Source organism: Pseudomonas sp. SDO5532_S415, from assembly GCF_054071155.1.
In genome coordinates, this window is sequence record NZ_JBSVWS010000160.1 from 1 (window position 1) to 13,638 (window position 13,638).

The 13,638-nt window shown below is 60.9% G+C and carries 10 protein-coding genes; 5 read left to right on the forward strand and 5 right to left on the reverse strand.

The genetic code is table 11. The features are described from left to right. Positions 1–158: 158 nt before the first annotated feature. From ACW9HW_RS24685 to ACW9HW_RS24700, 4 genes are all read right to left on the reverse strand, one after another. The gene (locus ACW9HW_RS24685; RefSeq protein ID WP_457401997.1) at positions 159–1,607 is read right to left on the reverse strand and encodes a curlin; all 1,449 of its coding nucleotides are present in this window, start codon (positions 1,605–1,607) and stop codon (positions 159–161) included. 27 nt (positions 1,608–1,634) lie between these two features. After that, positions 1,635–2,096 (reverse strand): curlin, encoded by a 462-nt coding sequence (locus ACW9HW_RS24690; protein ID WP_095193440.1) that lies wholly within the window; start codon positions 2,094–2,096, stop codon positions 1,635–1,637. Positions 2,097–2,157: 61 nt separating this feature from the next. Further along, the gene (locus ACW9HW_RS24695) at positions 2,158–4,389 is read right to left on the reverse strand and encodes an Ig-like domain-containing protein (protein ID WP_457401998.1); all 2,232 of its coding nucleotides are present in this window, start codon (positions 4,387–4,389) and stop codon (positions 2,158–2,160) included. A 35-nt stretch (positions 4,390–4,424) separates the two neighbouring features. Beyond that, positions 4,425–5,771 carry a hypothetical protein gene (locus ACW9HW_RS24700; protein WP_457401999.1) on the reverse strand — a complete coding sequence of 449 codons (1,347 nt, stop codon included), beginning with the start codon at positions 5,769–5,771 and terminating at the stop codon, positions 4,425–4,427. A gap of 283 nt (positions 5,772–6,054) precedes the next feature. Between ACW9HW_RS24700 and ACW9HW_RS24705 the strand changes: the two genes are divergently transcribed. From ACW9HW_RS24705 to ACW9HW_RS24720, 4 genes are all read left to right on the forward strand, one after another. Then, positions 6,055–7,503, forward strand: a complete 1,449-nt coding sequence (locus ACW9HW_RS24705) for a sensor histidine kinase (RefSeq protein WP_457402000.1) — start codon at positions 6,055–6,057, stop codon at positions 7,501–7,503. A 473-nt stretch (positions 7,504–7,976) separates the two neighbouring features. Beyond that, positions 7,977–9,083, forward strand: a complete 1,107-nt coding sequence (locus ACW9HW_RS24710; protein WP_457402001.1) for an SCO family protein — start codon at positions 7,977–7,979, stop codon at positions 9,081–9,083. A gap of 103 nt (positions 9,084–9,186) precedes the next feature. Then, positions 9,187–10,680: a sensor histidine kinase gene (locus tag ACW9HW_RS24715; protein WP_457402002.1), complete on the forward strand. Its 1,494-nt coding sequence runs from the start codon at positions 9,187–9,189 to the stop codon at positions 10,678–10,680. Then, a complete protein-coding gene (locus tag ACW9HW_RS24720) occupies positions 10,649–12,079 on the forward strand; it encodes a sigma-54-dependent transcriptional regulator (protein WP_457402003.1) in 1,431 nt (476 codons plus the stop codon). Before ACW9HW_RS24715 ends, ACW9HW_RS24720 begins: the two co-directional genes overlap by 32 nt. A gap of 98 nt (positions 12,080–12,177) precedes the next feature. On the opposite strand, the gene ACW9HW_RS24725 is transcribed toward ACW9HW_RS24720, so the two are convergent. Continuing rightward, entirely contained in the window at positions 12,178–12,561 is a 384-nt protein-coding gene (locus ACW9HW_RS24725) for a hypothetical protein (RefSeq protein WP_457402004.1), read from the reverse strand. A gap of 195 nt (positions 12,562–12,756) precedes the next feature. On the opposite strand from ACW9HW_RS24725, the gene ACW9HW_RS24730 reads away from it, so the two are divergent. Beyond that, complete coding sequence (locus tag ACW9HW_RS24730) at positions 12,757–13,563, forward strand: class I SAM-dependent methyltransferase (protein WP_457402005.1); 807 nt, start codon at positions 12,757–12,759, stop codon at positions 13,561–13,563. Positions 13,564–13,638: the final 75 nt, after the last annotated feature.

Here is a 13,638-nt window from a genome sequence, read left to right on the forward strand (position 1 = left end):
TGGACCTATGCCGTATACAGAATAGGTGTCTTATGAAGATCAAAGGTGGGAGCGAGCCTGCTCGCGAAGGCGGCGGGACAAGCAACCATGTCATTTCGAACCTGCAAAAAAAACCGCGACCCTCTCTCCAAGGGCCGCGGTTTTTTCATGCCCCGCGATTATTGCTGCAACACAGTCGCCTGGTTGGCCGAACCCAACTGTTGAATGGTCGCCGTCTGGGTCATGCCGCTCTGATCAACATTGGCAATGTTGCCGGTGCCGCCCTGGGTCACATACGCCACGTTCATGATGTCGGCCTGTTTGACGGTGATCATGTTGTCGTCGCCATACAGCTGTGTAGTGAATGCCTGGTTGCCGGTGCCTTCCTGGTTGAACTCGGTGCTGTTGCCGGTGCCGTTGGTGATGCCCTGGGCCAGGTTGGTGGTGCCGCGCTGGTCGGAGATCAGGATGTTGTCGCTGCCGTTCTGGTCGAAGTACAGCTCGTTGTAGGCACTGGCCTGGCTGACCGTGGTTTTGTTGCCATAACCGGTCTGGTTGGTGGTCATGATGTGGCCGATGCCGTCCTGTTTGAAGCTGGCGATGTTGCCGTTGCCGGCCTGGTTGACGGTGGCGCGCTGGTTGCTGCCGAACTGGCCGCCCAGTTGCGGGCCTTTCCAGTTGCTGGCGTAGACCTTGTTATCGTTGCCCACCGAGTTGGTGTTGAGCACGTGGCTGTCGCCGCTCTGGTAGGTGAAGTGCACGTTGCCGGTGCCTTCTTGATAAATCCCGAGTGTGGAGCCCACGGACTCGAACTGGTCGGCGTAAACGGCGTTCAGGTCGCCGACTTGCAGCACGTTGGCCACGTTGTTTTCGCCGAAGCTCTGGTCGACGATGGTTTCGTTGGTCTGGCCGTACTGGTTGATGGTGGCCTGGCTGTTGAGCTGGGTGTCTTGCCAGACTTCGGTGCCGTTGCCGTCGCCGTACTGGTTGATGGTCAGGGTGCCACCCTCGCCATAACGCTGGTCGCCATAGGCATAGTTGGTGCTGCCGGCCTGGTTGATGTCGATCTGGCCGGCCATGTGGCCGATCTGTTCGGCGGTGGCGTAGTTGGTGGTGCCGTACTGGATGATCACCGCGTTGTTGGCCATGCCCGGCTGGATCTGTTCGATGTTGGCTTCGTTGCCGTCACCGAACTGGTAGGTCTGGCCGGAAGTGCCGTCCTGGCTGTCCTGGTACACGAACGAGAAGTTGCCGTTGCCGGTCTGCTGTTGCAAGGCTTCGCCCGCTCCCAGACCAATGGACTGGCTGGCGTGGGCGATGTTGAAGGTGCCGAGCTGGTTCTGGGTGATGGTGCTGTTGTCTTCGTACAGTTGCTCGGCGTAACCGGCGTTGTAGTCGCCGACCTGGGTCTGGGTAATGGTGCTGGTGGCCGTATCCTGCACGGCGGCCGCATCGTTGCCCGCGCCCAGTTGCTGCTGGGTGGCAGTACTGAACGGTGCGCTGCTTTGCTTCACATCGGCAATGTTGGCGTCACCGAGCTGGTTTTGGGTGGACACGCTGTCGTCGGCCAACGCCTGGGCACTGACAATGACCAGAATGGCGGCGGTAAGGGGCGTCAGTTTGAACATGATGAAACCTCCAAGTGGTGCAGTGCTTTAGCGATATTGAGTGACCGATACGCTCATTCCATTGCCTGCCTGGGTCACAGCACTTTGCTGCCCCGTGCCGGCCTGGACGATGTTGGCGTCGTTGTTGTTGCCGTTCTGGGATATCTGCGCGCGGTTGTGGCTGCCGGTCTGGGTGATCGACGCGGCGTTGCCGGAACCTTGCTGGTTGATCAAGGCCATCAGGTCGCTGCCTTGCTGCAGGATGTACGCTTCCTGATTGCTGCCCGACTGCACGATCTGGCCGAGCAGCGACTGACCGTTCTGTTGCAACAGTGCGATGTTGGCCTGGCCGTTCTGGTCGATCAGTGCGTGCTGGCCCACTGGAGGGGGCAGTTCGCCGAGATCGGCGGCGGGCGCCAGGTCGTCGTTCTCCATCAAATCGTCGGCGCGCACGCCGGCACTGCTGCAAAGCAGAAGCAGGCAGAGCAGGGCGGCGGTCGGCGTTTTCATGGTGTTGTCCTTTTGAGAAGAGAGCGGCCCCATCCACTCACCGAGTGAATGGGGCCAGGACTCAGTTCGAGATCACCTGCACCGTGCGCACGGTGCCTTGGGACGAGGTGATGGTGGCGGTCGGGTTCGCCGACGGAACCACCGTGGTGCTGTTGCTCACTGTCAGCCTCCAGCGTCCGGTCAACGGCACCGCGGTGCTACCCAGGGTTACCAGCCCGGTCGGGGTGGTCACCTGGACGGTGATGGTGTTGCCGGTAGTCACTGATGAGGTGCCGGTGAAGTCCCAGTTGAAGCGGTTGTTGGAACGGGCCGTCACCGTGGCTGCGGTCACCGCGAAGGTTTCCGCGGCAGGCCGTGGCGAGACTTGCACCGTGACCGTGGCCGGCGTCGTCGACACAGCACCGAAGCTATCCCGGGCGAAGTAGGTGAAGGTCGTGGTGAAAGCCGTGGTGATCGTGGCCGGTGGGTTGTAGGTCAGGACCGTGCCGTTGCTGGTAACGGTGCCGCGGCCTGGCTGTGGTTGAGTGAAGCTGTCGATTGCCAGCGGCCCGTTGCCTTCCGGATCACTGTCGTTGCCCAGCACGTTGATCGGTATCGACACACCCAAAGTCGCGATGCTGTCGGGGACGACCGCCGGAGGCTGGTTAGGCGCCACGGTGATGGTCACGGTCGCCGCAGCGGTCGAGGCCAGCCCTTTGACGTCTTGCGCCTTGTAGGTGAAGGTCGTGGTCAGCGGAGCGTTGACCACCGCTGGCGGGGTGTAGACGACGGCGGTCGATCCGTTGAGTACCACCGTGCCCTGGCCGGGGGCCGGTTGGGTCAGCGCGGTGATGCTCAGCGGTGTGTCGTTGTCGGGGTCGCTGTCGTTGGTCAGCAGGTTGAGGGTGATCGGTACGCCGAAGCTGGTGTTGCCGCTGTCGGCGAGGGCGATCGGCGCCTGGTTTTCACCGGTGTCCGGTGCCGAACCGACCACAACGACTGGCTCGGTGTCACTGCCGCCAGAAGCGGATTTGATCGTGACAGTGGCCGGTGGCTGTTGCAGGTCGCTGACGGTCAGGCGCTGCAAGGTGCCGGTTTTCGTCAGGCGTCCGAAGCCCTGGGCAACCATGTCCGGCACCACCACTTCGTCAGACGAGGTGGCTTCGATCAGCAGGCTGTGGTTGCTCCAGCTGTAACGAGCGGTCTGGACTTTCACCACGTCGGTGACTTTGCTCGACACCGCCGTCGGCCGGGTGGTGCCGCTCGGGTCGGTCGCGGTGACCACCACCAGCGGAGGAACCGTGGCGCCCGTCAGGCGATGGCCGAAGAACTGGCCGCTGCTGCCGAGCATGTTGGTCAGGCACGGCGTCAGCGGAGGTCCGGGAACCAGGGCCACGGTTTCGCGGAAGCACAGGCTTGAACTGTTGGCGGATTTGCCGAAGACCTCCACACGGCTACCTGACGAGGTGCGACGGTAAGTGGCGCGGCCGATTTCCACCGGGGTTTGCGCACGGCTGTCGAGGACTTTGCCGGACACGGTAAAGAGGTTGGTCTGGATGGTCCCGGCCGGACCCTGGACCCGCAGGAAGTTGGTATTGAACGGGCTGCCGGTGACCGCTTCGTTGAGGTTCGGATCGCCGATGAACGTATCGATGGCGCCGGTGTCCGGGTTCACTTCGGTGTAGGGGCCGTTGACACTGCGCAGGAAGGGTCCCACCTCCCCGTTGAGGGCACCGGAGAAGTTACCCGGTGCGCCAATGCCGATGTCGCGGGTGATGTTGATCGCCCGACGACCCGGAGCGGTGACGTTGACCGTTTCCACGCCGTACGGGTGGGTGATGGTGTAGACCCCGGCGATAGGAATGTTAATGCGTAGCCGAATCCGCGCGAAGCTGACCTGATCACCGTCGATAGGGGTTTCGGCCCCGAATGCCGCCTCGATCCCGGCCACGTAGGCATCCACCCCATAGCCGCCGACATCGTTGATGCTGGTCTCGGCGAGGTACCAGAAGGTTTCCCCTGGCCAGTTATCCGGGAACACCATTGGCTGGGTGTCGTCGTAGACCCCGGGTTCCGGGCTCAGGATGCACATGTAGGATGGCGCGCCGGGAGCGCCCGGTGACCGCGAGCTGGTCGCCCGCGACTGGCACAGTTCCAGCGACAGCAGATTGTTGTCCTGATACCACATGGGGAATTTCCCCGTGGCAAAGGTGTAGGGGCCGGGGTCGACGGCAGCGAGTTGCGCGAATGCACTGCCGGACAGCGATAGAGTCAGTCCCAGGGCGTTGAGCGCCAGGCGTGGCAATTTGTTCATGATGCCTCCTGATGAGGATCTGGACCTATGTGCGTTCATTGCACGATGACCACTTCTTCGGTATCGCTGCCGCCATTGGATGACGTCACCCGAACCTTGGCCGGTGGAATCGGCGAGATGCCGGTCGACAGGGATTTCACCGCGCCATCGCCGCTGAGGGAGCCGATGGCGACACCGGTGCCGGTGGTGGCGGTGAGGACCGGTGGCGATGTTTCATCGCTGGTCGACGCCACGATGGTGATCTGCCCGCTGTTCAGGCTGTATTGGGCCTGCGAGATCACCACCAGGTCGGTCAACGGCATGGACACAGAGGTCGGCGTGCTGGTGGGGATGGCCAGATGGTTGTCGGCCGTCACCACCAGGTTGCTCGGCAACGTCGGGTTGGTGGCGGACTGGGCGTACCAGTGACCGGTGGTGTCGGCCTCGCTCAGGTTCAGCACCGGGCTGTTGCTGTCCAGGGTCACGGTGGCAGGAGGCGGTGGGGCCATCACGAACACATCCTGCTGCGCCACCGTTGCGCTTTCCCCGGCTTTACGCGAGTACGTGCTGCGCTCGGCGATGATCGGAGTAGGGCGGACCACCGTCGACAACTTGCCGGAAATGGTCATCACCGTCGTGCGCAAATCCAGTCCGTTAGGGCCTTCGATGCGGATGTAGTTGGTATTGAAAGGGCTGCCGGTGAAGGCCTCGGCCAGGTTCGGATCGCCGATGAATTGATCGGCTTGACCCGTGTCCGGGTTGGTCTCGGTGTAGGGGCCGTTGACGCTGCGCAGGAACGGGCCGATGTCGCTTCTGAGTGCGCCGTCGTAGGTTTTTGGCGAGCCGATGCCGATGTCGCGCGTCATGTTGATCGCGCGGTCTCCACCGGCCGGAACGTCAAAGATGTCGACGCCGTAGGGGTGGGTGATGGTGTAGACCCCGGCGGTGGGCACGTCGACCCGAATACGGATACGGCCAAAACTGACCTGGTCGCCTTCTCTCACCTCTTCCGCGGCGAAGGCTGCTTCGACGGCGCTGACAAACGTCAGGTCGATGCCCCGGGCCGCATCGACGATGGAACCCTCACCGGTAAACCAGAACGTTTCATCGGGAAAGTTGCTCGGGAAAGCGATGGGTTGGGTGTCGTCGAAAACCCCTGGGGCCGGATTCAAAACGCACATGTAGGAGGGCGCGCCGGGGGCACCGGGAACCCTGGAACTGACAGCCTTGGACAAACACAAGTCGAGGGTTCGACCGTGGGTGTCCTGATACCAGGCAGCGAAGCCGCCGGTAGCGGGTTGATATGGACCGGGGTCTACAGCAAACAACGCGGCCTGGGCAGCGCCTTGGGCCAGAGCGGTCACAGCCATTGCGATCGCGGTTTTGGACAGTAAAGGGTGCATGAGTATTCCCTCTATCAGAGTACCTGCCCCTTGGATGTGGGTCAGTTGAGAGGGCTTCGGCAACTCCCATGCCAATCGGCGAAAACAACGCTGAGAGGCCCGGTGTACAAGCCTTTTTTGCGCAATGGGTGACCATTCCCCCAATGCTGGGAGCGGGCCTCTTTCCCCAGGATTGGGGGTAGATGGGGATAGCGGGGGGGGGGCGGGGAGGCGGCAGTTCATGGCCGGGCAAACTGCCAGCAGTGGGCTATAACCCTATAGGGGTTGTCCGAGAAGAATGTCCATGACCACGCTGGCAAAAACACTCGAGTCCGACAAGGGCGATGTTCGCCTGAGCACGCGCAAACAGCCGTTCAATCTGCTGCGCTGGTTTTCGCTCATCAGCATGGCGGTGATCGGCACGGTGGCGGTGGCGCTGGGTTCGGTGTCGACCAAATTCGTGATTACCGAAAGCGTGCAGCGCGATGCGTTACTGACCTCGCAGTTCATTCAGGCGATTGCCTCGGCGGAGGTGCGCCATGTGGCGATTCCCAATGTGCGGACCATGGGCGAGCTGCTCGACCCACGCAAGGACCGCGACTTTCCCGACGTCGACCCGATGGCCCGCGCCAACGCCCGTGGTGAATTCCTCGACCATATCGAACACCTGCCGGATGTGATCCTCGCCAACATTTATGCCCCCGACCGCATGGTGATCTGGTCGACCAACCCGGCGTTGATGGGCACCACGATCCATGCCGATGAGGACCTCGATGAGGCCTTCGCTTCAAAGACCCCGGTGTCGGCCAGCTACCACGATGTGGACAAGACGCGCATGGAACAGAAGTTCATCACGCCGCCGGAATACATCTTCATCGAGAACTACATTCCGCTGTTTGATGCCGATGGCAAGAACGTCACGGCGATGGTCGAGATCTACAAGGAGCCCAAGGACCTGATCAACCGCATGGAGCGCGGCCTGGTGCTGATCTGGCTGGCCACAGCCCTGGGCGGTGGCCTGATTTATTTCGGGCTGTACTGGATCGTGCGCCGTGCGGCGAACCTGCTGGCGACCCAGCAAAAGCAATTGATCACCAATGAAACCTTTGTCGCTCTGGGCGAGATGTCCTCGGCGGTGGCCCACAGCTTGCGCAACCCTCTGGCGACCATTCGTTCAAGCGCCGAACTGGCGCTGGAGTTCGACAGTGGCGCGGCGCACAAGAACATCAGCGACATCATCGGCCAGGTCGATCGCATGTCGAAGTGGGTGCGGGAGTTGCTGCAGTCCTTGCGACCGATCAATGACGACGCCGAACCGGTCAATCTGGTGGCAGCCTTGCATGACAGCCTCATGGCCTTCGAGCAACAGATCACCAAGGCCCGGGTCAACGTGGTGTTCGAGCCCAAAGAGACACCCATGGTGATGAGCCAGCAGGTGCAGTTGACGCAAATCCTCAACAGTCTGCTGGCCAATGCGCTGGAGGCCATGGACGAAGGCGGGACGCTGGCCATCACCCTGGAGCCGACCGATGCCCGCGGCGTGTGCGCGGTGGTCAGCGACACCGGCAAAGGCATGACCGAAGAACAACGAAAAATGGCGTTCCGCCCCTTTTTCACCACCAAGCAGGGCGGGCTCGGTGTCGGCTTGGTCCTGGTCAAACGGATCATGGAGCGTTTTGGCGGCGCCGTGACCCTCGACAGTCGAGAGGGTGAGGGCACCCGTGTGCGTCTGTCGTTCAAGTTGGCTTCCTGACATTGGAAGTTTTCGGACGGTATGGATGGCGGCGTTATCCCTGTGGGAGCGAGCCTGCTCGCGAATGCGGCATTCCAGCCCCCATCAATGTGAATGACACACGGCTTTCGCGAGCCGGCTCGCTCCCACAAATAGATCGGGATTAAACCAACAAGAAGTTGGCCGGCTGCAAGGCCGCCATAGCGAGACGCCTCCCCGCACCATCCCAATCCTGCAAGGCCCCTGAAACTGGGGGCGAACTTTCCCCATTAGCGGGTACCACTCCCCAATCGGTTTTCCCGATCATGGCGCATTGATGTTGATAAGCCTTTGTTTTATGGGGTATCAGCGTCTTTGTATAAAGCAGTTACAAATTGGCGAGGCTTTTGCAAAGGCACCATCACCTCCTTCACGCACATGAGGCAGCTGGTGATGGACAGAAGAGCGCGCGCTCCTTTCACGTGGTGGTTGATGCCGGGTATCAAGGTGTCGACATGAATCTGCATACACCACGCTCACGTGCCTTGGGCATGCACCTTGTGCTCCTGTTGGCCACCGGTTTGCTGGTCAGCCAGCTGCTGATCGCCCAACCAACGCCGTCGACACCCGCACCCATCCCCGCAGCAGCACCGGTGGAAACAGCCATCGTCGACTCCGCCAGCCCGTGGGGTGGCGCCTATTTCCCCAACACCCTGCTGACCGACCAGGACGGTCGGCAGGTGCATTTTTTCGATGACCTGATCAAGGGCAAGGTGGTGGTGATCAATTTCATCTTCACTTCGTGCAGCGATTCCTGCCCGCTGGAAACCGCGCGCCTGCGTCAGGTGCAAAAACTGCTCGGCGACCGGGTCGGCAAGGACATCTTTTTCTACTCCATCAGCATCGATCCCTTGAGTGATACCCCTGCGGTGCTCAAGGCCTATTCGCAACGTTTCCAGGTCGGGCCGGGCTGGCAGTTCCTCACCGGAGAGTTCGCCGATGTCACCGAGTTGCGGCAAAAGCTCGGGTTGTTCATCGAAGGCGTGGACAACGGTCGCAGCAAGGACCACAACCTGAGCCTGATTGTCGGCAACCAGCAAACCGGTCGCTGGATGAAAGCCTCACCCTTCGAGAACCCGTGGATTCTGGCCGATCAACTGGCCAACACCTTGCATAACTGGAAACAACCGAGCATTGCAGAGAGCTACGCCAACGCCCCGGAGATTCGTCCACCGAGCAACGGCGAAGAACTGTTTCGCACCCGTTGCGCCTCGTGCCACAGCCTCGGTCCGCTGGATGGGCAGGGCATCGGCCTGCGCAGCATCGGCCCGGACCTGATCGGCGTGACCCGACAACGCGATCCGGCCTGGCTCAGCCGCTGGATCCGTGAGCCGGACCGCATGCTCGCGGAAAAAGACCCGATTGCCATGGAGCTGTTCGAACGCTTCGACAGGATACCGATGCCCAACCTGCGCATGGATGAGAAGTCCGCGCAGTCGATCATCGACTTTTTACAGGAGGAAACCGATCGCCAACATCCGCCTTCAACCCCTTTGGCCGGCAACGAAGAACCCGAACATCATCACGCAATCGCGGCCCCCGGCAAGACTCGGGTGCAATAGTGGCGAAATAACACTCGCTCGACCTTCAGAGGCGGGCAATGCCACCTACACTGATCCGAAACACGGCTGAAAAGGCTTGAAGACTCGTAACCAGGACCGTCCCATGCAGATACTGGAAGAACAAAAAGTACCTGCGCCGACTCCCCCGGCGACAGGAGGCAAGGAGTGGCGACCGCCGTTCAATCTGGTGCGCTGGTTCTCCCTGGCGAGTTTTTTCATCATCGCCGCGGTAGCGCTGGGGCTGGGCTACATTTCCACGCGCTTCGTGGTGGAAGAGAGTATCGAGCGCGACTCGATGCTGACCGCGCAATTCATACAGGCCATTGGCGATGCGGAAATTCGCCATGCCCAGATCACCCCGAAACGGACCATGGGCGAGATGCTCGACCCCCGGGATGAAAACGCTTACCAGGATGTCAATCCGGCGGCACGTGCGTCATCGCGCGTCGAGTTTCTCGATCATGTGGAACACCTGCCGGACATTCTGCTGGCCACGGTGTACGCCCTCGATCGTACCGTCGTCTGGTCGACGAACCCGGAGCTGATCGGCGTGCGGATCAAAGACGATGAGGAACTGGACGAGTCCTTCGAAATGAAAGAGGCCGTGTCCACCAGTTATCACGAAATCGACGAGGAGCGCCCCGAGCAACGCTTGCTGCGTGAACCGCAGTACCTGTTCATCGAAAACTACATTCCGATGTTCAACGCCGACAAAAGCAAAGTGATTGCCATGGTGGAGATCTACAAGGAGCCGGCGGACCTGGTGGAGCGCATCCAGCGCGGGTTCAAGGCAATCTGGCTGGCGACCCTGCTGGGCGGGGCGGCGATTTACCTGGGCCTGTTCTGGATCGTGCGCCGCGCGGCCATGCTGCTGCAGAGCCAGCAAAAACAACTGGTGGCCAACGAAACCTTTGTCGCCCTGGGGGAAATGTCCTCGGCGGTGGCCCACAGCCTGCGCAATCCACTGGCCAATATCCGGTCCAGCGCTGAACTGGCCCAGGAAATCGCCAGCCAGACCGCGCAGAAAAACATCGGCGACATCATCAGCCAGGTCGACCGCATGTCGCGCTGGGTCCGTGAATTGCTGGTGTCGTTGCGACCGGTCAATGATGACCATGAACGTGTCGACCTGGTGCTGACCATCGACGATGCCCTGGGTGCCTTCGAACCGCTGATCAAGCGCTCGAACGTCGACGTGCGCTTCACCCCCAAAAGCGTGCCACCGGTCGTCAGCCAGCAGGTGCTGCTCACGCAAATTCTCAATAGCCTGTTCGCCAATGCCCTGGAAGCCATGCCTGCCGGTGGCGTGTTGAGCATCGATATTGAAACACCGGTCCCGGGTCAAGTGAGCATGATCCTCAACGACACCGGCAAGGGCATGACCAAGCAGCAACAGCAAATGGTCTTCAAGCCGTTCTTCACCACCAAACAAGGTGGGCTGGGGGTGGGCCTGGCGCTGGTCAAAAGAATAATGGAGCGTTTTGAAGGCTCGGTCGAACTGACCAGCCAGGAGCAGGAAGGAACCCGCGTTTGTCTGAATTTTAAAGTGGCAACGGGAGGGGAATATGGAACACAGCATACTGCTGGTCGAGGATGATGAACTCCTCGCCGAGAATATTCAGACTTACCTTGAGCGCAAAGACTTCGAAGTGACGGTCTGCCACTCGGCTGAAGACGCACTGGAGCAATTGAGGACTTTCGTTCCCGACGTGGTGCTGACCGACAACTCGTTGCCAGGCATGAGTGGTCACGACCTGATCCAGAAGCTGCGCATCAGCGCGCCGGATCTGAAAGTGATCATGATGACCGGCTACGGCAACGTCGAGGACGCCGTGGTGGCCATGAAGGAAGGCGCGTTCCATTACGTGACCAAACCCGTGGCGCTGCCGGAACTCAAGCTGCTGCTGGACAAGGCCCTGGCTACCGAAAGGATGGAGCGCACGCTGTCGTTCTATCAGGAGCGCGAGGCGCAAAAGTCCGGGGTGCAGGCGCTGATCGGCGAATCGGCGCCGATGGTCTACCTCAAAGGCACCATCGCCCAGTTGCTCGACGCCGAACGCCGGATGGCCAACACCGACCTGCCGCCGGTGCTGGTGGAAGGTGAGACGGGCACGGGCAAGGAACTGGTGGCCCGTGCCCTGCATTTCGACGGCCCGCGCGCCAAAGGGCCATTCATTGAATTCAACTGCGCCTCGATTCCCTCCAACCTGGTGGAGTCGGAGCTGTTCGGTCACGAGAAAGGCGCCTTTACCGACGCCAAGGATCGTCGTGTCGGGCTGGTGGAAGCGGCCGACGGCGGCACGCTGTTTCTCGATGAAGTGGGGGAAATGGACCTGCTGTTGCAAGCCAAGCTGCTCAAGCTGCTGGAAGACCGGAGCATCCGCCGGGTCGGTTCGGTCAAGGAGCGTAAAGTCGATCTGCGGGTGATCAGCGCCACCAATTGCAACCTCGAACAAATGGTCCAGCAGGGCAAGTTCCGCCGCGACCTGTTTTTCCGCCTGCGCATCATCTCGATCAAGGTGCCGCGCTTGTATGTCCGTGGTGAAGACATCCTGTTGCTGGCCCGGCACTTTCTGGGGACCCATGGCAAACGCTATGGCAAACCGCATTTGCGTTTCAGCGATCAGGCCGAAGAGTTGCTGCTCAACTACAGCTGGCCGGGTAACGTGCGCGAGTTGCGCAACATGCTGGAGCAGACCGTGCTGCTGGCGCAAAGCGACATCGTCGCCGCCCATCAGCTGAATGTCTGCATGAGCCTGGTGGATGAACCACCGCCGTATCAACACGAGCTACCACCCAGCGAACCACGCGTGGCTTACAACGGCACCGAGTCGATGAACCTGCCGGAAGTCGAACGCGACATGGTGCGCAAGATGCTCGACAAGACCGACTGGAACGTTACCAAGTCCGCACGGCTGCTGGGCTTGAGCCGCGACATGCTGCGCTACCGGATCGAAAAACTCGGCCTTGCGCGCCCGGACAAACGGCAGTGGTAGGAGCGAGCTTGCTCGCGATGGTCGTCAACGATGACGCTGGGGGCCTGATACCCCGCTGCGTTCTCTCGTCCATCGCGAGCAAGCTCGCTCCTACAGGTTCACAGCGCTGGGCCTGGAGTGCTCAGGCAGGCCAGCATGCACCTCGGGTCGATGACTTCCTGGTTCACGTAGACGCCGCGCTCCGAATCGTAGGTGCGGATGAACACGCGAACAGTGGCATCGGCCACCGTGGGCAACCGTGAGTCGGAAAACACGTGCTCGCTGGAAACCGGGATGAACGTCTGGGGCGATGTCGGGATATATGACCCCGGCGGTACGGTGCTCAGCGAAGGAGGGGCGGGGTGGGCGAAGGGTTGATCGGCCCCGTAATAGTTGAACTCACTGCTCGACTGCTCGGTTTGCATCGGGCTGTCATCCGCCCGTGCACAGGTGGCGGCGGTCAGGCAAAGGGCAAGCAACAGCGTCTGTTCGGTCTTGTTCATGGCAGCACCTGTGACATCGGTTTTCGCGCATATCCCCAAGGTCATTAACTATAGCGCCCCCTGTAGGAGCGAGCTTGCTCGCGATGGGCTAGAGAGCGCCGCGGGGTGTCAGGCTCCCCGTGTTATCGTTAACGATCATCGCGAGCAAGCTCGCTCCTACAACCGTCAACCCAAGACCCGATTCTGGAATGTGCAATGGAAATGCCGACAAAAGAACAAGCCATCGCCAGCAACCGCGATGCCTGGAACGACTCCGCCCGCCACCATATGGACAGCCCTGACTGGCAGGTGCTCTTGAGCGCCGTGGGCCGGTCGGATTTTACCTGCCTGGATGACACCCTGACCGCTGTATTGACCGAGGTCGGTGTCGATGGCAAGGATGTGGTGCAACTGGGCTGCAACAATGGCCGCGAAAGCCTGTCGCTGTTTGCCCTGGGCGCCCGGCAGGTGGTCGGTGTCGACCAGTCCGCGGCGTTTCTCGACCAGGCGCGGGAACTGGCGTCACGCTCGGCCCATGAGCCTGCATTCATCGAGGCCGATATTCACCGTTTGCCGCTTGAGTTACAGAGCCGTTTCGACCTGGCGTTGATCACCATCGGCGTATTGAACTGGATGCCGGACATCGGCGAATTTTTCCGCCATGTGGCACAGACACTGAAGCCGGGTGGGGCGCTGGTGGTGTACGAGACCCATCCGTTCCTGGAAATGTTTGACCCGGAAGGTGCCGATCCCTTCGCCCTGGCCAGTTCGTATTTTCGCAGCGAGCCGTTCGTGCAGACCGAGCCGATCGTCTACGAGGGCAAAGTCGAACAACAGGCCGCGCCGTCGTACTGGTTCGTCCACACCCTGGGTGCCATCTTCCACGGCGCCCTCGCGGCGGGTCTGAACATCCGCCATTTCAAGGAATACCCGCATTCCAATCGTGAGGAACTGTACGACCGTTACCAACAGCGGGAGGCGCAGTTGCCGATGTGTTTTACATTGGTGGTGCGCAAGGGCTGAGGAATGTATTGCGTCGACTGACGCCTTCGCGAGCAGGCTCGCTCCCACATGTTGATCGGTGTCGAACACAAGTGC